The following is a 25456-nucleotide window of genomic DNA, read 5'->3' as shown; positions in this document are numbered from 1 at the left end:
GCGCCCGAGGTCAAACTGTCGATGAAGGGGGCCGGGAAGCCCGGGCTCCCCGGCAATTCTCACAAGTCTATTCGGCCGCGACGCCCATGCGCATGCGTTCCATCTCGATCAGCGCACGGCGGTATTCGACCGGCATGATCTTGCGGAATTTCGGCCGGAACGTCGTCCAGTCGTCGAGGATCTCGCGGCCGCGCACCGAACCCGTATAGTGCACGTGGTTCGAGATCAGCTGGTATAGCCGTTCCTCGTCATGGCTGGTCATGTCACCCGACACGTCGACACGGCCCTTGTGGTCGAGGTCGCCGCCATGGTGCAGCAGCCTCTCCATCAGGTCGTCTTCTTCCGGAACCGGCTCCAGCTCGACCATCGCCATGTTGCAGCGCTCGGCGAAATCGCCGGCCTCGTCCAGCACATAGGCGACGCCGCCCGACATGCCGGCGGCGAAGTTGCGGCCGGTCTTGCCGATGACGACGACGACACCGCCGGTCATGTATTCGCAGCCATGGTCGCCGACGCCTTCGACGACGGCCGCGACGCCCGAATTGCGCACCGCGAAGCGCTCGCCGGCGACACCGGCGAAATAGGCTTCGCCCTCGGTCGCGCCGTAAAGCACCGTATTGCCGACGATGATGGAGTCGGCCGCGACGATCCTGGCCTCTTCCGGCGGCCGGATGACGATGCGCCCGCCCGACAGGCCCTTGCCGACATAGTCGTTGCCGGCGCCGACGAGCTCGAACGAGACGCCGCGCGCCAGGAAGGCGCCGAAGGACTGGCCGGCGGTGCCGGTCAGCTTCACCTGGATCGTGTCCTCACGCAGGCCCTTGTGCTTGAAGCGCTTGGCGACTTCACCCGACAGCATGGCCCCCGTCGAACGGTCGACATTGCGGATGTCGACTTCGATCTTGACCGGCTGCTTGGCCTCCAGCGCGGGCTTGGCCAGTTCGATCAGCTTGCGATCGAGCACGTCATCGATCGGGTGCTTCTGCCGCTCGGTCCTGTGCACCGCTTCGTGCGGCGCATCGGGCTTGTAGAACATCTTTGAAAAGTCGAGCCCGCGCGCCTTCCAGTGCTGGATCATCTCGCGCTTTTCCAGAAGGTCGGTATCGCCGATGATCTGGTCGATATGGGTGTAGCCCATCTCGGCGAGCAGCGCCCTAACCTCTTCCGCCACGTAGAAGAAGAAGTTGATGACATGCTCAGGCGTGCCCTTGAAGCGCTTGCGCAGCACCGGGTCCTGGGTGGCGACACCGACCGGACAGGTGTTCAAATGGCACTTGCGCATCATGATGCAGCCGGCCGCGATCAAAGGTGCGGTGGAGAAGCCGAACTCATCGGCACCGAGCAGCGCGCCGATGATGACGTCACGCCCGGTGCGCAAACCGCCATCGACCTGCAGCGCCACGCGCGAACGCAGGCCGTTCAGCACCAGCGTCTGGTGCGTCTCGGCCAGGCCCATTTCCCATGGGGAACCGGCATGCTTGAGCGAGGTCAGCGGCGAGGCACCCGTGCCGCCGTCGTAACCCGAGATGGTGATGTGGTCGGCACGCGCCTTGGCGACGCCAGCCGCGACCGTGCCGACCCCGACTTCCGACACCAGCTTGACCGACACGTCGGCCGCCGGATTGACGTTCTTCAGATCGTAGATCAGCTGCGCCAGATCCTCGATCGAATAGATGTCGTGATGCGGCGGCGGCGAGATCAGGCCGACGCCCGGCGTCGAATGCCGGACCTTGGCGATGGTCGCGTCGACCTTGTGGCCGGGCAACTGGCCGCCCTCGCCGGGCTTGGCTCCCTGCGCGACCTTGATCTGCATGACATCGGAGTTGACCAGATATCGGCCGTCACGCCGAACCGGCCCGAGGCGACCTGCTTGATCGCCGAGCGTTCCGGGTTCTTGCCGCCACCGGGCAGCGGCAGGTAGCGGTCGGCCTCTTCGCCGCCCTCACCGGTGTTCGACTTGCCGCCGATCTGGTTCATGGCGCGCGCCAGCGTGGTGTGCGCTTCACGCGAGATCGAGCCGAACGACATCGCCCCGGTCGAGAAGCGCTTGACGATGTCGGCCGCCGACATGACGTCGTCGAGCGCGACCTTCTTGCGCCCGGTCTCCTCCGCCAGTCTGATCTTGAACAGGCCGCGAATGGCCTGGGCGCGGGCCGTCTCGCTGTCGATCTGCGCGGAATACTCCTTGAACGTCTCCCACGAGCCCTGGCGCACGGCATGCTGCAAGGTGGCCACCGCGTCGGGCGACCACATATGCGCCTCGCCGCGCATACGGAACAGATACTCGCCGCCGACCTCCAGATTGTTGCGCAGCAGCGGATCGTTGCCGAAACCGTCCGTGTGACGGCTGACGGTTTCGCCCGCGACCTCATCCAGCCCGACGCCTTCGATCAGCGTCGCGGTGCCGGTGAAATACTGCTGCACGAAATCGCTCTTCAGCCCGATCGCGTCGAAAATCTGCGCGCCGCAATAGGACTGGTAGGTCGAGATGCCCATCTTGGACATCACCTTGAGGATGCCCTTGCCGATCGACTTGATGTAGCGCGACACCACCTCGTAGGCATCGACCTCTTCCGGCAACTCGCCGCGCTTGTGCATGTCGGTGAGCGTATCGAAGGCGAGATAGGGGTTGATCGCCTCGGCGCCATAGCCGGCGAGGCAGCAGAAATGATGCACTTCGCGCGGCTCGCCGGATTCGACGACGAGGCCGACGGAGGTGCGCAGCCCCTTGCGGATCAGGTGATGATGCACCGCCGCCGTCGCCAGCAATGCCGGAATGGCGATGCGGTCCGGGCCGAGCTGGCGGTCGGACAGGATGATGATGTTGTAGCCGCCGGCGACCGCCGCCTCCGCCCGCTCGCAGAGCCGGTCGATGGCGCCCTGCATGCCGGCAGCACCCTCATTCGAGCCATAGGTGATGTCGATGGTCTTGGTGTCGAAACGGTCCTCGGTGTGGCCGATCGAACGGATCTTCTCCAGATCGCCATTGGTCAGGATCGGCTGGCGCACTTCGAGCCGCTTGCGGCGCGAATTGCCGACCAGGTCGAAGATGTTCGGCCGCGGCCCGATGAACGACACCAGGCTCATCACCAATTCCTCGCGGATCGGGTCGATCGGCGGGTTGGTGACCTGGGCGAAGTTCTGCTTGAAGTAGGTGTAGAGCAGCTTCGACTTGTCCGACATCGCCGAAATCGGCGTGTCGGTGCCCATCGAACCCACGGCTTCCTGGCCGGTGGTCGCCATCGGCGACATCAACAGCTTGGTGTCTTCCTGGGTGTAGCCGAACGCCTGCTGGCGATCGAGCAGGCTGACATCCTTGCGCAGCGCGCGCGGTTCGACCGGCTTCAGATCTTCCAGGATGAGCTGCGTGTTGGCGAGCCAGGTCTTGTAGGGATGCTTGGTGGCGATCTCCGACTTGATCTCCTCGTCGGGCACGATGCGGCCCTTGGCAAGGTCGATCAGAAGCATGCGGCCCGGCTGCAGCCGCCACTTCTTGACGATCCTCTCTTCAGGCACCGGCAGCACGCCGGCTTCCGAAGCCATGATGACGCGGTCATCGTCGGTAACGATGTAGCGTGCCGGGCGCAGGCCGTTGCGGTCGAGCGTGGCGCCGATCTGGCGGCCATCGGTGAAGGCGACCGCCGCCGGCCCGTCCCACGGCTCCATCAATGCCGCATGGTATTCGTAGAAAGCCTTGCGGTCGGCATCCATCAGCTTGTTGCCGGCCCAGGCTTCCGGGATCAGCATCATCATGGCGTGGCTGAGGCTGTAGCCGCCTTGGAACAGGAATTCGAGCGCATTGTCGAAGCACGCGGTGTCCGACTGGCCGTCATAGGAGATCGGCCACAGCTTCGAGATGTTGTTGCCAAACAGCTCGGAATCGACCGAGGCCTGGCGCGCCGCCATCCAGTTGTTGTTGCCGCGCACGGTGTTGATCTCGCCATTGTGCGCGACCATGCGGTAGGGATGCGCCAGCTTCCACGACGGGAAGGTGTTGGTCGAGAAGCGCTGGTGGACGAGGATCAGCGCGGTCTCGAAGCGCGGGTCCTTGAGGTCCTTGTAGTAGGCACCAACCTGGTAGGCCAGGAACATGCCTTTGTAGACGATGGTGCGCGCCGACAGCGACACGCAATAGGCGCCGATGTCCTGGTTGTCGTTCTCGGCATAGATGCGGCCCGAGATGACCTTGCGCAGCAGATAGAGCCGGGCCTCGTATTCCTCGTCATCGGGAATATCCGCCGTGCGGCCGATGAAGACCTGGCGGTGGAAGGGCTCGGACGCGACGATGTCGGGCGCCTTCGACAGTGAGGAATTGTCGACGGGCACGTCACGAAAGCCGAGCAGCGGCAGCCCTTCGGACTGCGCCGATTCGGCGATGATGTCCTCGATATGGGCGCGCAGCGCCGCGTCCTGCGGCATGAACCAGTGTCCGACGCCGTATTGGCCCGCTGCCGGCAGTTCGATGCCTTGCGCTGCCATCTCCTCACGGAAGAACTGGTCGGGAAGCTGCACCAGCACGCCGGCGCCATCGCCGACCAGCGGGTCGGCGCCGACGGCGCCGCGATGGGTCAGGTTTTCGAGCACGGCAAGGCCGTCCTTGACGATCTGATGCGACTTCACGCCCTTCATGTTGACGATGAAGCCGACGCCGCAGGCGTCGTGTTCGTTGCGCGGATCGTAGAGGCCCCGAGGGGCAAAACCGGTTTGGCCAATATCGGTTCGGCCGATGTCGGTTCGGCCAATGGCGGTTCGGGACGTATTTTTGACGGCAGCCGCTTTCGTCTGCGCGGCCTGGCCGTTCGTCGCAGAGAGCGTCATGTCCGTCATTGTCCTGTCCTCCATTCCAGCCCTTCAGGCGCTGGCCATTCTTAGGTCGCTAATTTGCCTCGGCAAGCGCTTGGCTCACCCTGATCCTTGCGGCACGTCTTTTCGAAATCCTTGCCGAACCAGGCGGCTTTCCGCATGGTTCGCGTCTGGTATCGTACAGGCCAGAGTCTGGCCGTCCACCTGTCGCTCGCAGCAACAGCCGGAGAGGCCAATATGTTACGCCAATCCAGCCTGTTTTGTGCGACAAAATAAGACAGCACTACTGTCCTAAATTTTTATGGCAGAATTCCCCGACGCACACAAGACCGATTTCACAAAAAACTTGGGCTTTCCGCGACATAAAATTACGTGAAGTTGAGGGAAAACGTAAGCTTCAGTCGCCAATCCCTTAGCGCTGAGTTGATTGGCTTCAACGGTTTTCCGGCATCTGGCCCCTTGCGGTTGGGACGTGAAACCGGTCAACTCCCCACCGATTTCCCCCAACACAGGCAGATGCATGTTCTTCGCTTCCGACAATTGGGCAGGCGCCCATCCCAATATCGTTGCCGGCCTGTCGGCCGCGGCCGGCGGCTTTGCCACCGCCTATGGCGACAGCGCGCTCGACCAGGCGGTCTACCAGCGCTTCAGCGAGATTTTCGAGCGCGAGGTCGCGGTGTTCTTCGTGGCGACCGGCACCGCCGCCAACTCGCTGTCACTGACCACCTTCAACAAGCCCGGCGGCATCTCCTTTGCCCACCGAGAATCGCATGTCATCGAAGACGAGTGCGGCGCGCCGGAATATTTTTCCGGCGGCTCGCGCCTGCATGCCGTCGACGGCGCGCTCGGCAAGATCGACCCGCACAATCTGGAGCGGGCCATTGGCCGCTTCGCGCCCGAAATCGTCCACTGGGGACGGCCGATGGCGGTCTCGATCACCCAGTCGACCGAGGTTGGCACCATCTACGGCCTGAACGAGATCGAGACGATTTCAGCCATCGCCAAACAGCATTCCGTGCCGCTGCACATGGATGGCGCCCGCTTTGCCAATGCGCTGGCGGCGCTCGAAACGACACCGGCCGAAATGACCTGGAAACGTGGCGTCGACATCCTCTCCTTCGGCGGCACCAAGAATGGCTGCTGGTGCGCCGAGGCGATCGTGCTGTTCGACCTCGACCGCGCCAAGGAATTGGCCTTCCTGCGCAAGCGTGCCGCTCAGCTGTTTTCCAAGTCGCGCTTCGTCGCGGCGCAGTTCGAAGCCTATTTCAAGGACGGCCAATGGCTCGACACCGCGCGCCACGCCAACGCCATGGCCGCGCGCCTGGCGGCAGCAATCGAGGATTCGGCCCACGCGACACTGGCCTGGCTGCCGCAAGCCAACGAAGTGTTCGCGGTGATCAAGAAGACCGAGGCCGACAGGCTGCAGGCGGCGGGCGCTGCCTTCTACGACTGGCACAAGCCGCACGGCTTTGACGGCCATATCGGCGAGAACGAACTGCTCTACCGCTTCGTCACCAGCTTCGCGACGTCAGCCGAGGAAGTTGATCGCTTTGGCCAATTGATCGCCGGATAGTCAGCTTTCCGGACAACAAAAAAGCGGCGCCTTTCGGCGCCGCTTTCGTCTCGGGAGGAGACGCTTCTATTCCTGGGCTACATTACGCAGCGGTCTTGGCCTCAATCTGCTTGGCCTTGGCCGGAGCCGAGGTGATCGCGATCTTGCGCGGCTTCAACTCCTCGGGAATGTTGCGCTTGAGGTCGACGAAGAGCAGGCCATTCTTCAGCGCGGCACCGACGACTTCAACGTGATCGGCAAGCTGGAAGCGGCGCTCGAAGGCCCTGGAGGCAATGCCGCGATAGAGCAGCTCGGAGCCTTCGCCGGTGCCCTCGTCCTTGCGCTCACCCTTCACGGTCAGCACATTGCGGTGGGCTTCGATCGAGATTTCCTCGTCCGAGAAGCCGGCGACCGCCATCGAAATCCGGTAGGAATCCTCACCGGTGCGCTCGATATTGTAGGGCGGATAGGTCTGCGCGCCATCGGGCTGCGCCAGCGAATCCAGCATTGTGAAGAGACGGTCGAAGCCGACGGTCGAGCGATAGAGCGGGGAAAAATCAACGTGACGCATGAGGTGTTCTCCTGTTGAGCAACATGGTTTGCGTATGGCCGGTGCGAAACCCGTAAGCGGCGTTTCGGCAGGACCAGCGGCCCCAACATTGGCGACCGCAACCCACATCTGGGGAGCGCCGGAAGGCATTTCAAGATTTCGCCGTATGGCAAAAAGCGAAGCGCCCTGCCCTTGATGAACGGCAGATGAACCGTCGCTTCGGCGCCCGTTCAGGCAGCCGCCGCTAAAGTGACGTCAAGATCAAGGATTGGCGGCGCCGGAATTTACAGAGGCGCCGCAACGAGGCCGAACCGGGTGTTAACGTCCCTTCCTCCCGGATCGACAGAGGCCGGAAGCACGCCTTCGAGCGGCTTCCGGCCTTCCCCGTCGCAGTCCTGGCACAACCCGGATTTGCTTTGCTTTTGATGCGTTGGCGTCTATCACCTTGACGAGGCCAGCCGCGACAGGCTGGCACCTGAAGACGCCGAGCACAAAGCGCCGCATGACGGACCTTTTCGACGACACGCCGCTTTTCCACGATACCGAGGGCAATCCGCGACCGGAAAACGCCACCGGCGGCTTCTTCGTCACGCGCGATCGTAAGAAGATCCGCTACGGCCTGTTCGCGGCGGTGACGCGTCCGATGCGGGGCACGGTGGTGCTGCTGTCCGGCCGCAACGAGTGCATCGAGAAATATTTCGAAACCATCCGCGACCTTGCCGCCCGGGGTTTTGGCGTCGCCACGCTCGACTGGCGTGGCCAGGGCGATTCCGACCGGCTGATCCGCGATCGCCAGCGCGGCTATGTCCGCTCCTTCCGCGACTATACGGCCGATCTGGAGCAGTTTTTCGAGGAGATCGTGCTGCCCGATTGCCGCGGGCCGTATTACATCCTCGCCCATTCCGCAGGCGCAGTGATCGCGCTGCTTGCTGCGCCGTCGATGGTGAACCGCGTGCGCCGCATGGTGCTGATCGCGCCGTTCCTGACACTCCCCGACCTGCCGGTCTCGATCACGACGGTCCGCCGCATCTGTTCGATTTTCTGCGCTCTGGGCCTTGGCCGGCTCTATGCCGCCTGGGGTCCACGTCCCAGACACACGCTGCCTTTCGAGGCTAACAAGGTGACGTCGGATCCGCAGCGCTATCGCCGCAATACGCGCATCTATGAGGAGCACCCGCGAATGGCGCTTGGCGGCCCGACGATCCGCTGGCTGCAGGCAGCGGCGAAGGCGTCGGAAGCGGTCAGCGATCCAGACTTCATGGCAAGGATCCAGGTGCCGCTGCTGGTCATCGCGGCCGGCGCCGACCAGGTCGTCTCGACCAGGGCGGTGGAAGCCTACGCCAGAAGTCTGAGGCTCGGTTCCCTGCTGATGATCGACGGCTCCAAGCATGAAATCCTGCAGGAAGTCGACCTCTACCGCGAACAATTCCTCGCCGCCTTCGACGCCTTCATCCCCGGCTCCGACGATCCGACGGCCTGACCGGCGCCGCGGTTCCTTCACAGGCCGGCATAGCTGACACACCGTTGTCAGGATGATCGATCGGCCGCGCCCCGCGGCACGCAAAGCGCTAAAGATTCTGACAGCCCGCGCTGCCCCGGAATGCTCATCTTAATGCGTCGAATTGAACGCCATGGAGATGAAATCATGACCGAGAAAACCTGCGCCGCCTGCGATTGCCAGCTCGACGCCAACCCGATCCGCGTCAAGGTCGGCGGCAAGACCGTCGAGGTCTGCTGCGAGGAATGCGCGAAGGCGCTGAACGAGGCCGGCGCCTCGGCGGCCGGCGCGAGCGAGGATTGAGCCATGCGCACCGATCACGCAGCGGCACAACGCCCGGCTGGCCAGGTCCCGGCGCCGCCGGTCCGCACCGAAACCATCCCGCAGGCCTTGCACACCCAATGCATCGCGGCAGCGAAATGGATCGCCCGCCAGATGGAGAAACGCCGAAGCCGGCTTGCCTTGCTGGAAATGACCGACGAACAGCTCAAGGACATCGGTCTGTCGCGCGGCCAGGCCTATTCGGAGTTCAGGCGGCGCTAAAGCAATTCCGGGAAAAGTGGGAAGCGGTTTTCCCACGGGAATTGCGTCAAAACAAAAAGCAGGAGCAGTTCGCCGATTCCATGAAACGGCGAACTGCTTCTGTGGGATTGAGAGGCGCTTGCCGAGAAGTCTCCTGACAGGATTGGGCAGGCCGCTTGCGTAAACTGACCGTCGTCATTCCGGAATCGTTTTCCGGTACGAGGGAAGAGCACAACGGCTATGTCGCAATTCACGGTTCATCCGCTTCTGGACACCGGCACGGTCAGAGTGCGGGATGTCCTCTGCAGCGGCGAATGCCGGCATAGGAGCGATGAAGAGTGCACGGCGGCGACGCATCTGGTGTTTCCCTATCGCGGCGTCTTCGTGCGCCATGTCGGCCGCAATGACGCGGTCGCTGAAGCCAATCAGCTGCTGTTCTTCAATGAGGCCGAGCCTTACCAGGTCAGCCATCCCGTCGAGGGCGGCGATGCCTGCCTCGACCTCGTCATCGAGGAAGGCCAATTGCGGGAACTGGCGCCGAAGGAGCAGCTGCGCTTTGGCGGCGTCCTGGCGTTTCGTCGCCAGCGCCGGCGCATCGATCCGCGCGCGCAGGCACTGGTGGCGCTGCTGCGCCACAGCCTGCGCCGCAACGTTGCGGAAACGCTGGAGGCCGAGACCCTGGCGCTGACACTGGTGCGGCGCTCGCTCGGCGAGCGTACCTCGCATGTCGCCGGGGCCAGCCCCGGACGGCAGAAGCTGGTCGACCGCGCCAAGCTCGTCCTGGCGTCGGACCTGTCGCGGCGCTGGACGCTGGCCGAGATTGCCGCCGAGGTCGGCGTTTCACCGGTTTATCTGACGCAGATGTTCCAGCAGGTCGAGGCCATGCCGCTCTATCGCTACCATCTGCGCCTGCGGCTGGCGCGCGCGCTCGACCTGCTCGGCCGCTACGACAATTTGACCACGCTCGGCATGGATCTCGGCTTCTCCAGCCACAGCCATTTCAGTGCGTCGTTCAGGCAGGTCTACGGACGCACGCCGGCGGAGTTCCAGCGCTCGATCAAGCTGCGTTAGTGCGGTTCAAGCAAGCGCAGCGATATCAGCCGCGCAAAGCCGCCATGGCGGCCGCATGCAACTCCGGTGTTGCCGCCGCCAGCACATCGCCGCCCTTTTCCGCCGGTCCGCCATCGAAGGTGGTGACGACGCCGCCGGCCTTCTCGATGATCGGGATCAGCGCCACGATATCGTAGGGCTTCAGGCCCGGATCGGCGACGATGTCGACGCTTCCCGATGCGATCATGGCGAAGGCATAGCAATCGGCACCGTAGCGGGCGAGTTGAACCTGCTTCTCGAACGCGTCATAGCGGGTGCGTGCTTCGCCCTTGTACAGCGCCGGCGTCGTGGTGAACAGCGTGGCATCCGCCAGGCTGGTCGTCTTGCGGGTCGAAAGCCTGCGCGGGCCGCCCGGCCCCTCATAGTGCGAGCCCGAGGCGTTGGCGTAGAACAGTTCGCCGGTGAAGGGCTGCGCCATCATGCCGGCGACCGCGTCGCCGTCGACCGTCAGCCCGACCAGCGTCCCCCACACCGGCAGGCCGGAGATGAAGGCGCGCGTGCCGTCGATCGGATCGATCACCCAGACATGCCGGCTGGAGATGTTCTCGCTGCCGTGCTCCTCGCCGAGAATGCCATGGTCGGGATACTGCGCCGATATCAGCGCCCGGATGGCGCGTTCCGCCTCGCGGTCGGCTTCGGTGACCGGGTCGAAACTGCCCTTTTCCTTGTTGGCCACGGCACCCTGGGCGCGAAAGCGCGGCAAGGTCTCGGCCGCTGCCGCGTGCGCGATACGGCGCATGAAATCGATGCTGATATCCAACTGATTCTCCCGCATTGCCGAGTGCCCAACCGGGCTCTGCCGACACTTCCCCGCCAAAACAAGCCTGTTTATCGATTTATTCGCTGCGACAGCTGTTGCCCAAATGTCACATGAACGTCATCGAAACGCAATTTCCACATCACTCTGAATTAAAAAAGCCTGAAGGTCGCTTGACATTTGTGCACCGCACAATACCCTCAATCTCGGACAGGTTTTCCTGTCCATGCCCTCCTTGGGCGTTTCCTCCCTAGACTTCGACCGTATCGTGCAAACGATGCGGTCTTTTTTACGCCGCGATTTCCAATGCATGTCGCCCAAAAGTGCTTAGCGGTTCTGGGGCGACGACATCCATGAAAACAAGACCCGATTTCACTCCGCCGCCAACGGCAGGTCGATGAAATGATGGTCGGGCATTGCCATCAGATCCGCTGAAAATCGCGTCAGATCGTCGGCCAGCGCGTCGAAGCCGGCGACCTTCTCGAATGTCCGTTCGTTCATGTAGAGCCCGCGATTGACCTCGATCTGCAGCGCATGCAGATGGCGCGCCGGGCGGCCGTAATGTTCGGTGATGAAGCCGCCGGCATAAGGCTTGTTGTGGGCGACAGTATAGCCCATCGCGGTCAGCAGGCCGATCGCCGTCTCGGTCAGGGCCGCCGTGGCGGAAATGCCGAAACGGTCGCCGATGATGAAGTCCGGCCGCAGGCCGCTGTCGCCGACACGAATGCTTGCCGGCATCGAATGGCAGTCGATCAGCACGGCAAAGCCGAAACGGGCATGGGTTCTGGTCAAAAGCCGCTTCAGCGTTTCGTGATAGGGCTTGTAGACGGCCTCGATGCGGGCAACGGCTTCGGAGAGCGGCAGGCGGCCGGAATAGATGTCGAGCCCCTCACCCACCAGCTTGGGCACGGTGCCAAGTCCGCCCGCCACCCGCGCCGAGCGGATGTTGCAGAAGGACGGCACCGGCTCGGCGAACATGCGCGGATCGAGTTCCCAGGGCTCGCGGTTGACGTCGAGATAGGCGCGCGGAAAATTCGCCGCCAGCATCGGCGCGCCGAGCGCCACGGCGCCGCCGAACAGCTCATCGACATAGCAATCCTCCGAGCGGCGGATGGCGTTGCGGTCGAGCCTCGCCATGGCGAGGAAGCGTTCCGGATAGTAGCGGCCGCTATGCGGCGAGTTGAACAGGAAGGGGACGCGCTGCTCGACGCCCGATCGGATTTCGAAGGGTTGAACGACCGCAAAATCCTCGGCTGCCGTCTTCAATTTGCACGAACCCGAAAACACCGATGCATCATGGTATGAAAGTGCCACCTTGCTGGCCGCATGTCCAGCATTTCGCCATTCGCATCGCCTTGCCGAATGCGGATAATGCTTCGCCGCGTTCACTTGATGTTTACCGTCACCTCCTCATATACAGGATGGTTAACGGGCCTGCCCGACGGCAGTCTCGAGCGGGTGATTCGGACGGGATATCATGGCACGCATTCTTCTGGCGGAAGACGACGACGATATGCGTCGTTTCCTCGTCAAGGCGCTGGAACGCGCCGGCTATCAAGTCAGCGATTTCGACAACGGCGCCAGCGCCTATGAGCGGCTGCGCGAGGAGCCGTTCTCGCTGCTGTTGACCGACATCGTCATGCCGGAGATGGACGGCATCGAACTGGCGCGCCGCGCCACCGAGATCGATCCCGACCTCAAGGTCATGTTCATCACCGGTTTTGCCGCCGTTGCGCTGAACCCGGATTCCAAGGCGCCGAAAGACGCCAAGGTGCTGTCGAAGCCCTTCCACCTGCGCGATCTCGTCAACGAGGTCGAGAAGATGCTGCACGCGGCCTGAGCCGCCCCTTCCGCTGAGGCATCGGCACCTGTTTGCCGGTGCGGCGAGACGACGCCTTCTTTCCTTTTTCTCGCTATTGACGCGCCGGACCAAAAATGGTGTATGCGCGGCTTCGGATGGGCGTGTAGCTCAGCGGGAGAGCACTGCATTGACATTGCAGGGGTCACAGGTTCAATCCCTGTCACGCCCACCATCCTTTCAAAAACTTAGGCGATAGCTTTGCCAGTCGCGTCGGCACTCCACGACAATGGCCGGATCGAGACACCGTTATCGGTCGCCGTTTCCCACGCCGTCCTGAACAAGCGTGAGCGCCTGGAACCCTTGCCAGCGCAGATAGTCGTTGTTCTTGGCGGACGTCCAATCGGTCGACCGTCATCTATTCGGCCGATGCGCTGGATCCAGCAGGGCTCCACATTGAAACCGATCCTCTCGGATCGTCGGACATCCTAAAAGCCTGTCCAGAAGGCCCCGCCTGACTCCCGGTCGGCGGGGCTTTTCATGCGTTCAACGCGCTAAAACGAGTTGCCGTCGCTAACCACGCGGTCTGGCTCTCGGCCCTGGCGAGCTTTCCGCCGGGTTTGTCGCCAATTTGGCGAATCGCCGATCTCTTAGCCACAGGAGCTTCCCTTTTGCCAGGAGTTCATCGCGGTCGGCATCATCCGCGGTCGTTCGGCCATACGTCGCAGCAATCAGATAGTCGGCTTTGTTCGTTCGATAATCTTCTTTTTGCACAGACATCGTTTCCTCCCGGTCTGCGGCCTTTCCCTCCTTTTGGCCTGACGGGAGGGATTAACTGCCTGTGTCTCGCGCGAGTCTACCAATTGGGGATTGTATTAAAATGATACACGCCAGGCCACGGCGAACCGCGGACGTGGCTCTGGGCGCCGAGATTGTAGATCTCGCAGGGCTGCGTCTCTGCACCTCCGCAAATGCCCGAGGCAGGGGGAATACTTCCCACCCAATTTCGTCAGGCTCAAACGCCCGCGACGGCGCACAGGCTCTTCATTCGCGATACCGCAAGGTCGGGATCGGCCAGCAGGCCTGCCTGGTCGGCAAGCTGAAAGATTTCGGCATAATGGCGGATGCCGCGCGCCGACTGCATGCCGCCGACCATGGCGAAATGGTCCTGATGGCCGTTCAGCCAGGCCATGAAGACGATGCCGGCCTTGTAATATTCGGTCGGTGCCTCGAAGATTTTTCGCGACAGCGGCACAGTCGGCGCCATCAGCGCGTCATAGCCGGCGTGGTCGCCGGCGGCGAGCCTTGCCAGCGCGGCGTTAGCGACCGGGGCAATGGCATCGAAAATGCCGAGCAGCGCGTGTGAATGTTTCTTCCCATCGCCGACGATCAGTTCGGGATAGTTGAAGTCGTCGCCGGTGAACATCACGACGCCGTCCGGCAGCCGGTTGCGCAGCGCGACCTCCTTGCCGGCATCGAGCAGCGATATCTTGATGCCTTCGATCTTGCTCGCGTGGCGCCCGATGATGGCGACCACCGTATCGAGCGCGGTCTCGAAATCGCCGCTGCCCCAATAGCCGTTCAAGGCCGGGTCGAACATGTCGCCCAGCCAGTGCAGGATGACCTTGCCGGAGGCTTGGCTTAAGATGCGGTCATAGACGGCGGCGTAGTCGTCCGGCCCCTTCGCGACAGCCGCCAGCGCGCGGCTGGCCATCATGATCGCCTTGCCGCCCTGTCCTTCGATGAAAGCGAACTGCTCCTCATAGGCGGCGATCACATCGTGCAGTGTCCTGGCCGACGCCGGCGCCAGATGGTCGGTTCCGGCACCCGAGGCGAGATCGGCGCCATCGACGGTGCGGGACTCGGCGATCGACCGGCGGATCAATTCTTTTGCATTTGCCCAGTCGAAACCCATGCCGCGCTGCGACGTATCCATCGCCTCGGCGATGCGGAAGCCGAGCCGCCACAAATGGTGACGGAACGCCATCGTTCTGTCCCAGTCGACCACGGGCCGCGACCACGGATCTGTCATTTCGAGGGGATCGGCAACGACATGCGCGGCGGCATAGGCGATGCGCGAAAACCGCGCGCCGGTCACCGGCTGCACCGGTTGTCCGACAAGCGTGTAACGGGTGCTGCGGCCACCCTCACCAGGCAAGGCAATGTCCATGGATCTCTCCCTTCGCAGCGCCTATAAATGGAACGTTCCAATAAATCAAGAACCTTTAGATTGGGGGCGCATTCGCGAACAAATGCTGCGTTGCAACACGAAAGGCCTTGCAAAGTAAGCCATTTGAGTACGCACAATCGGCTTTTCAGGCCGAGAAAAAATCGCGATTGACTCTCGATTGGAGCAATGATTAGAACGTTCCAATAGATTTGATGAGAAAACCGGGAGGAGATATCTGGGATGGCCAGCCGGGCCAAGGCGACGATCTTCGACATCGCCCGTGAGGCGGGCGTGTCCAAATCGACCGTATCGCTCGTGCTCCAGGGCAGCGGGCTGATTCGGCCTGAGACCGCGGTCAAGGTGCGCAAGGCGATCGAGGATGTCGGCTACGTCTACAACCGCGGCGCCGCCAACCTGCGCAAGGCCCATTCCAACGTCATCGGCATGGTCATCAACGATCTCACCAATCCCTTCTTCGCCGAGCTGGCGGTCGGCATGGAGCGTGTCTTCCAGTCGGCCGGCATCGTGCCTTTCATCGGCAACACGGCAGAGAATCCGGTGCGTCAGGAAGAGGTGCTGAAGTCGCTGATGGAACAGGGCGTCGCCGGGCTCATCGTGTCGCCGGCGCGCGGCACCACGCCAGGCGCTTTCCGGCGGCTGGAGATGGCGGGCGTGCCGGTGGTCTTTGCCATGCGCCGCTTGCCGGAAAGCCGCATCCCGGTGATTGCGCCCGACAATCATCGCGGCGCCTATCTCGCCACCGCCCATCTGATCGGCAAGGGACATCGCCGGCTCGTCTTCTTCGGCGGCTCGTCCGATCTGGTTGTCTATCACGAGCGCCTTGGCGGATTTCGCGAGGCCTGCGAGACGCAAGGCATCGCCGCGCGCGACGCGCTTGTCGTTGAGGGGGAGACCAGCCGCAGAGGTGGTATCGCGTGTCTCGAAACGGCTCTGGCGATGGCTGAACCGCCGACCGCTGCCCTCTGCTTCAACGACGCAGTCGCCTTTGGCGCCATGCTGGCGTTGCGCAAGCGTGGGCTTGAGCCCGGTGCGGATTTCGCCATCGTCGGTTTCGACGACGTCGCCGAGGCCGAGCACTATATGCCGGCTTTGACCAGCGTCGCTGTGGACTCCGCGGGGCTCGGCGAACGCGCCGCCCATGTCATGTTGAAAATGATCCAGTCGCGCACCACCCGCGCCGAAGATCATATCGGCGCGGTCAATCTCGTGGTCAGGGAAAGCTGCGGTCCGGATCGCCGTACGCGAAACAGGCCTGCGGGAACGGGAGGCGCCGCGTGAGTGTCAAATGGGGGCTGATCGGCGCCAGCACGATCGCCAGGCAATTCATGATCAACGCCATCCGCGCGCAGGCCGATGGCAAGATCGCGGCGGTGATGAGTTCCAGCCCGGAGCGGGCCCAGGCATATGCCGTGGAAAACAACATTCCGCTTGCGGTCTCGACGCTTGACGAGCTCCTTGGCGAGGATATCGACGCCGTCTACATCTCGACCACCAACGAACTGCATCTCGAACAGGCGCTTGCCGCCATCAAGGCGGGAAAGCATGTGCTGTGCGAGAAGCCCCTGGCGCTGAACAGCGCCGACGCGCGCAAAATGGTCAGTTCGGCCAAGGCCGCTGGCATCGTGCTCGGCACCAACCATCATCTGCGCAATGCCGGCGCACATCGCGCCATGCGCGAAGCGATCGCAGCGGGGCGCATCGGCAAGCCGATCGCCGCTCGCGTCTTCCATTCCGTCTATCTGCCCGAGGGCCTGCAGGGCTGGCGCATCACCAAGCCGGAAGCCGGCGGCGGTGTCGTGCTCGACATCACCGTGCACGATGCCGACACGTTGCGCTTCGTGCTCGGCGACGATCCGGTCGAGGTCTCGGCCTTCACGCAAGCCGCCGGCATGGCCGGCAGCGGGCTGGAAGACGGCGCCATGTGCATCTGGCGCTTCAAGTCCGGCCTCATCGCCCAGTCGCATGAAGGCTTCATCACCAAATTCGCCGGCACCGGCTTCGAGGTGCATGGTTCGGAAGGCTCGCTGATCGCCAGCAATGTGATGACCCAGAAGCCGGACGGCTCGGTGCTGTTGCGCACGGCCAGCGGTGAAGAGCAATTGAGCTTCGACCGCGAGGATCTCTACGTCAGATCCGTGCGTCAGTTCCATGCCGCGATCCACGGTGTCGGCCGGCCTGCCGCCACCGGAGAGGATGGCATCTGGTCGTTGGCCTCAGCCGAGGCGGCGCTTCAATCGGCCAGTTCCGGCAAGGCCGTCAAGATAGACCCGAAACTCGGGAGCATGAATTGAGCAAGGTCGTTTCCGCAGCACAGGCAGCCAGCCTGATCAAGGATGGCATGACGGTATCCGTGTCGTCGTCGAGCGGCCTCGGCTGTCCGGACGCGGTGCTGGCCGCCATCGGCGAGCGCTTCGACGGGGAAGGCCACCCGAAGAACATCACCACGCTGCACCCGATCGCCGCCGGCGACATGTACGGCATCAAGGGCATCGATCACCTGGCCAAGCCGGGCCTGTTGAAGCGCACGCTGTGCGGCTCCTATCCGTCCGGCCCCTCCTCATCCGAGCCACCGCAGATCTGGAAGATGATCGGCGACAATTCGGTCGCCGCCTACAACGTGCCGTCCGGCATCCTGTTCGACATGCACCGCGAGGCCGCCGCCAAGCGGCCGGGCGTGCTGACCAAGGTCGGTCTCGACACGTTTGCCGATCCGCGTCACCAGGGCTGCGCCATGAACGCGGCGGCAAGCGAACCGATTGTGTCGGTGCAGCAGTTCGACGGCGAGGAATGGCTCTATTTCCGCTCGATCGTCCCGCAGGTTTCGATCATCCGCGCCACCACGGCGGACGAGCGCGGCAACCTCACCTATGAGCACGAAGGCGCCTATCTCGGCGGCCTCGAACAGGCGCTCGCCGCCCGCAACAATGGCGGCATCGTCATCGCCCAGGTCAAGCGCGTCGTCGAGAACGGCACGCTGAAGCCGCATGATGTGCGCGTGCCGGGCGTGCTGGTCGACCATATCGTCGTGGCGCCCGACCAGTTGCAGACGACGCTGACGCCTTACGATCCGGCGATTTCGGGTGAGATCTTCCGGCCGCTGTCGACCTTCCGCAATGCCGAGATGAACGTGCAGAAGGTGATCGCGCGCCGCGTCGCCATGGAATTGCGCGACGGCATGGCCGTCAACATCGGCTTCGGCATCTCGGCCAATGTGCCGCGCATCCTTCTCGAAGAAGGCCAGCACGGCAAGGTCACCTGGGTGATCGAACAGGGGGCGGTCGGCGGCGTGCCGCTGCTCGACTTCAAGTTCGGCTGTTCGTCGAACGCCGACGCATTCATGCCCTCGCCACACCAGTTCATCTATTTCCAGGCCGGCGGCTTCGACGCTTCGCTGCTCTCCTTTCTGCAGATCGATCGCCACGGCTCGGTCAATGTGTCGAAACTATCGGCGCGGCCGCATGTCACCGCCGGCGCCGGCGGCTTTGTCGACATCACCGCGCGGGCGAAGAAGATCGTCTTCTCCGGCTTCTTCAACGCCGGCGCCAAGCTTTCGCTGGCCGATGGCGGCCTCCGCATCGACCAGGAGGGCAAGGTCAAGAAGGTGGTCAACGAGGTCGAGCACATCTCCTTCTCCGGCAAGCGTGCCGTCGCGCAGGGGCAAGACATCACCTATGTCACCGAGCGTTGCGTGATGAAGCTGACGCCGGACGGCCTGATGGTCACCGAACTGGCGCCCGGCATTGACCTCGAGCGCGACGTCCTGGCCCAGGCCGAGATGCCGCTCGGTGTCGCCAACGACCTCAAGGTGACGCCGGCAGCGCTCTACCAGGACCGGCCGATCGGCCTGTCGCTCGATGGCGGCGCCTCGCTCGGAGGCGCGGATGGCTGAGCGCCTCGTTACATTTGAGCAGGATGGCGCCATCGGCATCGTCACATTGCGCCGGCCGGAAAAATTCAACGCGCTGGATATCCCGATGCTGCGCGCGCTGGAAGCCGCGCTCGACGAGGCGGAGATGGCCGAAGGCGTCCGCGTCGTGCTGCTTCGCGGCGAAGGCAAAGGCTTTTGCGCCGGCGGCGATGTCGAGGCGTGGGCGCAGATGAGCGCCGCCGATTTCCAGGTGCAATGGGTGCGGTACGGCCATCGTGTCTTCGACCGGCTAGCTAGGCTCCGCCAACCGACCATCGCCGTGCTCTCGGGCCATGCGCTGGGCGGCGGGCTGGAACTGGCGGTCGCCTGCGATTTCCGCGTCGCGGAAACCCATGTGAAGCTCGGCTTCCCCGAAACCTCGATCGGTGTCGTGCCCGGCTGGTCCGGCACGCAACGCGCCGTACGCCGCTTCGGCGCGCAGACGGTGCGGCGCATGGCGTTGGGCGGCGAGATCCTGCTCGCTCGCGAAGCACTGGCCCTGGGCGTGGTGGACCGGGTGGTTGAAACCGGCAACGGGCTGGCCGAAGCCAGAAGCTGGGCCGAAAAGATCGCCGAGCGCGGCCCGCTGGCAACGGAAGCCGCCAAGCTGATGATCGCGGTGGCCGAAGGCGAGGAAAATGCGGCCGCGACCGAAGCGCTGGCCAGCGGCTTCATCGCGCTTACCGGCGACCTCAAGGCTGGCGTCGGAGCCTTCAAGACCAAGCAGAAGCCGGCATTTTCAAGAAGCTAGAGCAAACAATCCTGATGAACGCCCCCCTCAACATCGCCATGCCCGCCGAGGCGTCAGCCGCACCAAAAACCTATCGGCTGCTGATCGACGGCAAGCATGTCGACGCCCGCGATGGCCGTATCCTTGAGCGCAAGAGCCCCGGCCATGGCTTCACTGTTTCGCGCTATGCGCAGGCCGGCGAGGCCGAGGTCGAAGCCGCCGTGCAGGCTGGGCACAAAGCGTTCGAGACCGGCCCCTGGCCGCGCATGAAGGCCTCCGAACGCGCCGCGATCCTGTTCAGGACGGCCGACCTGATCGAGGCCCGGCTGGAGGACATCGCCCGGCTCGATGCGCTGGAATCCGGCAAGCCGATCGCCCAGGCGCGCGGCGAGATCGGCGGCGCCGTCGACATCTGGCGCTACGCCGCTTCGCTCGCCCGAACTCTGCATGGCGAGAGCTATGCCAATCTCGGCGACGCCATGCTGGGCGTGGTCGTGCGCGAGCCGATCGGCGTCGTGTCGATCATCACGCCGTGGAATTTCCCGTTCCTCATCGTCAGCCAGAAACTGCCTTTCGCGCTCGCTGCCGGCTGCACGGCCGTGGTCAAGCCGAGCGAAATGACCTCGGCCTCGACCTTCGTGCTCGGCGACATCCTGCTTGAGGCCGGCCTGCCCGCAGGCGTCGTCAACATCCTCGCTGGTCTTGGCGCCGATGTCGGCGCCCCGATGGTCAGCCACCCGCTGGTCGAGATGGTCTCGTTCACCGGCTCGACCCGCGTCGGCAAGATGACAATGGCCTCGGCCGCGCAGTCGCTGAAGAAGGTCTCGATGGAGCTCGGCGGCAAGAATGGCCAGATCGTCTTCCCCGACGCCGATCTCGAGGCCGCGGCCGACGCGGCGGTGTTCGGCGGCTTCTTCAATGCCGGCGAATGCTGCAACGCCGGCAGCCGGCTGATCGTGCATGAAGCGATCGCCGACGATTTTCTTGACGCTGTAAAGGCACTTACGTCGAGAGTGACCGTGGGAGATCCACTGGATGATCGAACCAAGGTCGGCGCGATGATCTCATCCGACCATCTGGCCAAGGTGACAGATTATGTTGCGGCAGCGGCAAACGAAGGCAGCAACGTCTACAGCGGTGGCAAGCAGCTGGTCTCCAATGCCGGCCAATATCTCGATCCGACCATCTTACGCAACGTCACCGAGAACATGGCGATTGCGCGTGAGGAAGTGTTCGGACCGGTGCTCTCCGTGCTGACTTTTGAAACGATTGAAAAGGCGTTGCACATCGCCAACAACACGCCCTATGGTCTGTCTGCAGGCGTGTGGAGCGCCAGCATCGACACTTGCATGTCGGTGGCGCGTGGGGTGCGTTCGGGGACGGTTTGGGTGAACACATTCATGGAAGGTTATCCCGAACTGCCTTTCGGAGGCTACAAGCAGTCCGGTCTCGGACGCGAACTCGGCAAACGCGCCGTCGAGGATTATACCGAGGAAAAGACAATCCAGTTTCATCGCGGCCAGCGCACCGGATGGTGGGTCGGCTGAGTTTGGAAGAACCCGGTGGGCTGCCACCGGTCGTGTAATGCAACAAGGGAGGAAGTACATGTTGCGCAAACTGCTTATCGGAACGGCTCTTGCGACGAGCTTTGCCTTCTCGGCGCATGCCGCGGACGTCAAGGAAGTGCAGATGCTGCATTGGTGGACGTCGGGCGGCGAAGCGGCTGCTCTCAACGTCCTCAAGGGCGATCTGGCCAAGGAAGGCTATGCCTGGAAGGACGTGCCGGTGGCCGGCGGTGGCGGCGACGCTGCCATGACCGCGCTGAAGGCAATGGTCGCGGCCGGCAACTATCCGACCGCCTCGCAGATGCTCGGCTACACCGTGCTCGACTATGCCGCTGCCGGCGTCATGGGCGACCTGACCGAGACGGCGAAGAAGGAAGGCTGGGACAAGTCGGTTCCGGCGGCCCTGCAGAAGTTCTCGGTCTATGAAGGCAAGTGGGTTGCCGCTCCGGTCAACGTCCACTCGGTCAACTGGCTGTGGATCAACAAGGCCGTCATGGACAAGATCGGCGGCACCGAGCCGAAGACCTTCGACGACTTCATTGCCCTGCTCGACAAGGCTAAGGCGGCAGGCGTGATCCCGCTCGCTCTCGGCGGCCAGAACTGGCAGGAAGCCACCATGTTCGACTCGGTCGTGCTGTCGACCGGCGGGCCTGAGTTCTACAAGAAGGCCTTCAACGACCTCGACGACGCCTCGCTCAAGTCCGACACGATGAAGAAGTCGTTCGACAATTTGGCCAAGCTCGTCACCTATGTCGACCCGAACTTCTCGGGCCGCGACTGGAACCTCGCCACCGCCATGGTCATCAAGGGCGATGCCCTGGTGCAGGTCATGGGTGACTGGGCCAAGGGTGAGTTCCACGCCGCCAAGAAGACCCCGGGCACGGACTTCCTGTGCTATCGCTTCCCGGGCACCGACGGCTCCGTGATCTACAACTCCGACATGTTCGGCATGTTCAACGTTCCGGACGACCGCAAGGCCGCCCAAGTCGCACTGGCCACCGCCACACTGTCGAAGAGCTTCCAGTCGGCCTTCAACGTCGTCAAGGGTTCGGTTCCGGCCCGTACCGACGTTCCGGACACCGACTTCGACGCTTGCGGCAAGAAGGGCATCGCCGACCTGAAGAAGGCCAACGACGGCGGCACGCTGTTCGGCTCGCTGGCCCAGGGCTATGGCGCGCCTCCGGCGGTTGCCAATGCCTACAAGGACGTCGTCTCGAAGTTCGTCCATGGTCAGATCAAGACCTCGGACGAAGCCGTGACCGAACTGGTCAAGGCCATCGACGACGCCAAGTAAGCTAGCCAGAAAAACACCTTCCCCGCTTCGGCGGGGAAGGTTTCATCTCAGGATTGGCCGGCTCGACACCATGCCGACCAAAGACCCGTATGCATGGGTCGCCTTGCCGCCTGACGGCAGAGCACGGACGACCCGAAGCGGGAGGAGCTCATGAGCACGGTAGCAACAAGCCAGATCAAGCTGACACCGGAGCGGTCGCGCCCCTCTGTGCGTTCGCGCCTGCAGGACGCCTTGCCGAAGATCGTGCTGGCGCCGAGCTTCGCCATCACCATCGTCTTCGTCTACGGCTTCATCCTGTGGACGATCTATCTGTCCTTCACCAATTCCAAGACCTTCCCGTCCTATGTCATCACCGGCTCGCGCGCCTATCAGCGGCTGTGGGGCTGGACCTTCGACACCGACCCGCCATCGAGCTGGTACACGTCGATCACCAATATGGGCATTTTCGGCTTTCTCTACATCCTGATCTGCCTGGCGCTGGGCCTGTTCCTGGCCATCCTGCTCGACCAGAAGATCCGCGGCGAAGGCGTACTGCGGCCGATCTATCTCTACCCGATGGCGCTGTCCTTCATCGTCACCGGTGTCGCCTGGAAATGGTTCCTCGATCCGGGTCTCGGCCTTGAGCAGACGCTGCATCAATGGGGCTGGACGAGTTTCCATTTCGACTGGATCAAGAACAAGGATTTCGTCATCTACACGGTGGTCATCGCCGGCGTCTGGCAGGCCTCCGGCTTCATTATGGCGATGTTCCTGGCCGGCCTGCGCGGCATTGACGGCGAGATCATGAAGGCGGCGCAGATCGACGGCGCCACCACCTTCCAGCTCTATCGCCGCATCGTCATTCCGCTGCTGCGACCGATCTTCCTGTCGGCCTTCATCGTGCTCGCCCACCTTGCCATCAAGTCGTATGACCTTGTGGTGGCGCTGACCTCCGGCGGCCCCGGCGGCTCGGCCTGGCTGCCTTCGAATTTCATGTACGAATACACGTTCAAGCGCAACGAAATGGCGGTCGGCTCGGCCAGTGCCGTGATCATGCTGATGACCATCGTCGCCATCATCGTGCCCTATCTCTATTCGGAACTGCGGGAGAAGCCGCGATGAGCGCCGTCGCCACCCCTGCCCGCCAGGCCTCCGGCGGCATCAGCACCAAGACCATCAACCGCATCGTCATCTACGGGCTCTTGGCCCTGTTTGCGCTGTTCTACCTGATGCCGCTGTTCGTCATGCTGGTCACCTCGTTCAAGACCATGGACGAGATCCAGAACGGCAACATGCTGGCGCTGCCCAAGGCGCCGACCTTCGATCCCTGGCTGAAGGCCTGGGGCGAGACCTGCGTCGGCCTCACCTGCGCCGGCATCAAGGGCTACTTCTGGAACTCCATCAAGATGGTGGTTCCCGCCGTGCTGATCTCGACCATGCTCGGCGCGCTCAACGGCTACGTGCTGACCAAATGGCGCTTTCGCGGCGCGACGCTGGTCTTCGGGCTGATGCTGTTCGCCTGCTTCATCCCGTTCCAGTCGGTGCTGCTGCCGATGGCGACGATCCTCGGCAGCGTCGGCCGTTTCGGCGTGACGCTGCAGAACTCGGTCGGACAGAGTTTCGGCCTCGGCAATTCGACGGTCAATCTCGTCTTCGTCCACGTCGTCTACGGCATCGGCTTCACCACGCTGTTCTTCCGCAATTACTACGAGGCCTTTCCGACCGAATTGATCAAGGCTGCACAGGTCGATGGCGCCTCCTTTTTCCAGATCTTCCGCCGCATCATGCTGCCGAATTCGATGCCGATCTTCGTCGTCACCGTCATCTACCAGTTCACCAACATCTGGAACGACTTCCTGTTCGCCTCCGCCTATGCCGGCACCGGCGACGCCATGCCGATGACCGTGGCGCTCAACAACGTCGTCAACACCTCGACCGGTGTCGTCGAATACAATGTCAATATGGCGGCCGCGATGATCGCAGCTCTGCCCACCCTGATCGTCTATGTCGTCGCCGGCCGCTATTTCGTGCGCGGGCTGATGGCGGGCGCGGTCAAAGGCTGACCAATTCAGAAGGAACGACCATGGCTTTTCTGGAAATTGACGGGCTGAAGAAGCGTTTCGGGAATGTTGAGATCCTGAAGGGCATCGATGTCGAGCTCGAAAAGGGCGGCTTCCTGGTGCTGGTCGGCCCGTCCGGCTGCGGCAAGTCCACGCTGCTCAACACCATTGCCGGGCTGGAGCAGATCACCGAGGGCGAGATCCGCGTCGAGGGCCGCGCCATCAACGATCTGCATCCTTCGAAGCGCGACATCGCCATGGTGTTCCAGAGCTACGCGCTCTACCCGAACATGACGGTGGCCGGGAACATCTCGTTCGGCATGGAAATGCGCGGCGTGCCGGCCGACGAGCGCCAGAAGGCGATCGACAAGGTGGCGAAGGTCCTGCAGATCGGCCACTTGCTGCAGCGCAAGCCAAGCCAGCTTTCCGGCGGCCAGCGCCAGCGCGTCGCCATGGGCCGTGCGCTGGTGCGCGACCCCAAGCTGTTCCTGTTCGACGAGCCACTGTCCAACCTCGACGCCAAGCTGCGCGTCGACATGCGCATCGAGATCAAGCGCCTGCATGCCACGACAGGCACCACCATCGTCTACGTCACCCACGACCAGATCGAGGCGATGACGCTGGCGACCAAGATCGCCGTCATGCGCGACGGCGAGGTGCAGCAGTTCGGCACCCCGGCCGAGATCTACAACAACCCCACCAACCTGTTCGTCGCCGATTTCATGGGTTCCCCGGCGATGAATCTGATCCCGGCGACCATCGCCACATCGGGCAATGCGCTGTCCGTCGTGCTGCAGCGCGAGGCGCGCGAGCCGATCACACTGCCGATGGCCAACGCGCCGACGGGTCTCTCGGCATTCCAGGGCAAGCCGATCATCTTCGGCGTGCGGCCGGAAGCGCTGACCGATCCGGAGGGTGCCGAACGCAACGCCTCCAACATTGCCACCGCCGACCTGCACATCGAAGTCGTCGAGCCGGCCGGCTCCGACACCTTCGCGGTGACCAATCTCGGCGGCAAGCCCGTTGTGGCGCGGCTGCGCGCCGACGCCAACATCCAGCCGGGCACCAGCACGCCGCTCGCCTTCAACCTGACCAAGGCGGTGTTCTTCGATCCGGCGACCGAGAACCGCATCCGCTGAC

At 63.3% G+C, this 25456-nt stretch carries 19 protein-coding genes, 1 tRNA gene and 1 pseudogene; 16 read left to right on the top strand and 5 right to left on the bottom strand.

Annotation, left to right across the window (positions count from 1 at the left end):
* Positions 1-67 precede the first annotated feature (67 nt).
* Positions 68-4827 (bottom strand): annotated as a pseudogene (gltB, locus tag AC0V8S_RS10895) (glutamate synthase large subunit).
* Between the two features lie 496 nt (positions 4828-5323).
* Between gltB and AC0V8S_RS10890 the strand changes: the two are divergent.
* A complete protein-coding gene (locus AC0V8S_RS10890) occupies positions 5324-6376 on the top strand; it encodes a threonine aldolase family protein (RefSeq protein WP_183462885.1) in 1053 nt (350 codons plus the stop codon).
* Between the two features lie 82 nt (positions 6377-6458).
* Here AC0V8S_RS10890 and AC0V8S_RS10885 read toward each other — a convergent pair whose 3' ends face one another.
* A complete protein-coding gene (locus AC0V8S_RS10885) occupies positions 6459-6926 on the bottom strand; it encodes an Hsp20 family protein (RefSeq protein ID WP_013893124.1) in 468 nt (155 codons plus the stop codon).
* A gap of 481 nt (positions 6927-7407) precedes the next feature.
* Here AC0V8S_RS10885 and AC0V8S_RS10880 point away from each other — a divergent pair, with 481 nt between their 5' ends.
* The 4 genes from AC0V8S_RS10880 to AC0V8S_RS10865 all read left to right on the top strand — a co-directional run bounded on the left by AC0V8S_RS10880 (position 7408) and on the right by AC0V8S_RS10865 (position 9996).
* Positions 7408-8385, top strand: a complete 978-nt coding sequence (locus AC0V8S_RS10880; protein ID WP_475437670.1) for an alpha/beta fold hydrolase — start codon at positions 7408-7410, stop codon at positions 8383-8385.
* Between the two features lie 165 nt (positions 8386-8550).
* Entirely contained in the window at positions 8551-8706 is a 156-nt protein-coding gene (locus tag AC0V8S_RS10875; RefSeq protein WP_183462889.1) for a hypothetical protein, read from the top strand.
* 3 nt (positions 8707-8709) lie between these two features.
* Positions 8710-8946 (top strand): DUF1127 domain-containing protein, encoded by a 237-nt coding sequence (locus tag AC0V8S_RS10870; protein ID WP_183462891.1) that lies wholly within the window; start codon positions 8710-8712, stop codon positions 8944-8946.
* A 219-nt stretch (positions 8947-9165) separates the two neighbouring features.
* A complete protein-coding gene (locus AC0V8S_RS10865; protein ID WP_183462893.1) occupies positions 9166-9996 on the top strand; it encodes a helix-turn-helix transcriptional regulator in 831 nt (276 codons plus the stop codon).
* Positions 9997-10021: 25 nt separating this feature from the next.
* Here the strand turns inward: AC0V8S_RS10865 and hisN are convergent, their stop codons facing one another.
* Together hisN and AC0V8S_RS10855 are read right to left on the bottom strand one after the other, a co-directional pair.
* Entirely contained in the window at positions 10022-10795 is a 774-nt protein-coding gene (gene hisN, locus AC0V8S_RS10860) for a histidinol-phosphatase (RefSeq protein ID WP_183462896.1), read from the bottom strand.
* Positions 10796-11164: 369 nt separating this feature from the next.
* Positions 11165-12106, bottom strand: a complete 942-nt coding sequence (locus AC0V8S_RS10855; protein WP_475437669.1) for an N-formylglutamate amidohydrolase — start codon at positions 12104-12106, stop codon at positions 11165-11167.
* A 163-nt stretch (positions 12107-12269) separates the two neighbouring features.
* Between AC0V8S_RS10855 and cpdR the strand changes: the two genes are divergently transcribed.
* Together cpdR and AC0V8S_RS10845 are read left to right on the top strand one after the other, a co-directional pair.
* Positions 12270-12632, top strand: coding sequence for a cell cycle two-component system response regulator CpdR (gene cpdR / locus AC0V8S_RS10850; RefSeq protein ID WP_010911372.1), 363 nt, complete (start codon positions 12270-12272; stop codon positions 12630-12632).
* Positions 12633-12750: 118 nt separating this feature from the next.
* A tRNA-Val gene (locus tag AC0V8S_RS10845) sits at positions 12751-12825 on the top strand.
* A 780-nt stretch (positions 12826-13605) separates the two neighbouring features.
* Here AC0V8S_RS10845 and AC0V8S_RS10840 read toward each other — a convergent pair.
* Complete coding sequence (locus AC0V8S_RS10840) at positions 13606-14760, bottom strand: dihydrodipicolinate synthase family protein (protein WP_475437668.1); 1155 nt, start codon at positions 14758-14760, stop codon at positions 13606-13608.
* 240 nt (positions 14761-15000) lie between these two features.
* On the opposite strand from AC0V8S_RS10840, the gene AC0V8S_RS10835 reads away from it, so the two are divergent.
* The 9 genes from AC0V8S_RS10835 (at position 15001) to AC0V8S_RS10795 (ending at position 25455) form a co-directional block, all read left to right on the top strand.
* Positions 15001-16059, top strand: coding sequence for a LacI family DNA-binding transcriptional regulator (locus AC0V8S_RS10835; RefSeq protein WP_183462933.1), 1059 nt, complete (start codon positions 15001-15003; stop codon positions 16057-16059).
* On the top strand, positions 16056-17072 hold the full coding sequence (locus AC0V8S_RS10830) for a Gfo/Idh/MocA family protein (protein ID WP_475437667.1): 1017 nt from the start codon (positions 16056-16058) through the stop codon (positions 17070-17072). The genes AC0V8S_RS10835 and AC0V8S_RS10830 overlap by 4 nt, the downstream gene beginning before the upstream one ends.
* 47 nt (positions 17073-17119) lie before the next feature.
* On the top strand, positions 17120-18670 hold the full coding sequence (locus AC0V8S_RS10825; protein WP_475438600.1) for an acyl CoA:acetate/3-ketoacid CoA transferase: 1551 nt from the start codon (positions 17120-17122) through the stop codon (positions 18668-18670).
* A complete protein-coding gene (locus AC0V8S_RS10820; protein WP_183462938.1) occupies positions 18663-19439 on the top strand; it encodes an enoyl-CoA hydratase/isomerase family protein in 777 nt (258 codons plus the stop codon). The genes AC0V8S_RS10825 and AC0V8S_RS10820 overlap by 8 nt, the downstream gene beginning before the upstream one ends.
* 14 nt (positions 19440-19453) lie before the next feature.
* Positions 19454-20965 carry an aldehyde dehydrogenase family protein gene (locus tag AC0V8S_RS10815; protein WP_475437666.1) on the top strand — a complete coding sequence of 504 codons (1512 nt, stop codon included), beginning with the start codon at positions 19454-19456 and terminating at the stop codon, positions 20963-20965.
* A gap of 58 nt (positions 20966-21023) precedes the next feature.
* Complete coding sequence (locus tag AC0V8S_RS10810; RefSeq protein ID WP_095199412.1) at positions 21024-22277, top strand: ABC transporter substrate-binding protein; 1254 nt, start codon at positions 21024-21026, stop codon at positions 22275-22277.
* Between the two features lie 150 nt (positions 22278-22427).
* Positions 22428-23378, top strand: coding sequence for a carbohydrate ABC transporter permease (locus AC0V8S_RS10805; protein ID WP_095199413.1), 951 nt, complete (start codon positions 22428-22430; stop codon positions 23376-23378).
* Positions 23375-24319 carry a carbohydrate ABC transporter permease gene (locus tag AC0V8S_RS10800; RefSeq protein WP_475437665.1) on the top strand — a complete coding sequence of 315 codons (945 nt, stop codon included), beginning with the start codon at positions 23375-23377 and terminating at the stop codon, positions 24317-24319. Before AC0V8S_RS10805 ends, AC0V8S_RS10800 begins: the two co-directional genes overlap by 4 nt.
* Positions 24320-24339: 20 nt before the next feature.
* The gene (locus AC0V8S_RS10795; RefSeq protein WP_095199415.1) at positions 24340-25455 is read left to right on the top strand and encodes an ABC transporter ATP-binding protein; all 1116 of its coding nucleotides are present in this window, start codon (positions 24340-24342) and stop codon (positions 25453-25455) included.
* Position 25456 lies beyond the last annotated feature (1 nt).

It is taken from the genome of Mesorhizobium oxytropidicola (genome assembly GCF_056174625.1).
This window is presented reverse-complemented; position numbering and strand designations above follow the sequence as displayed.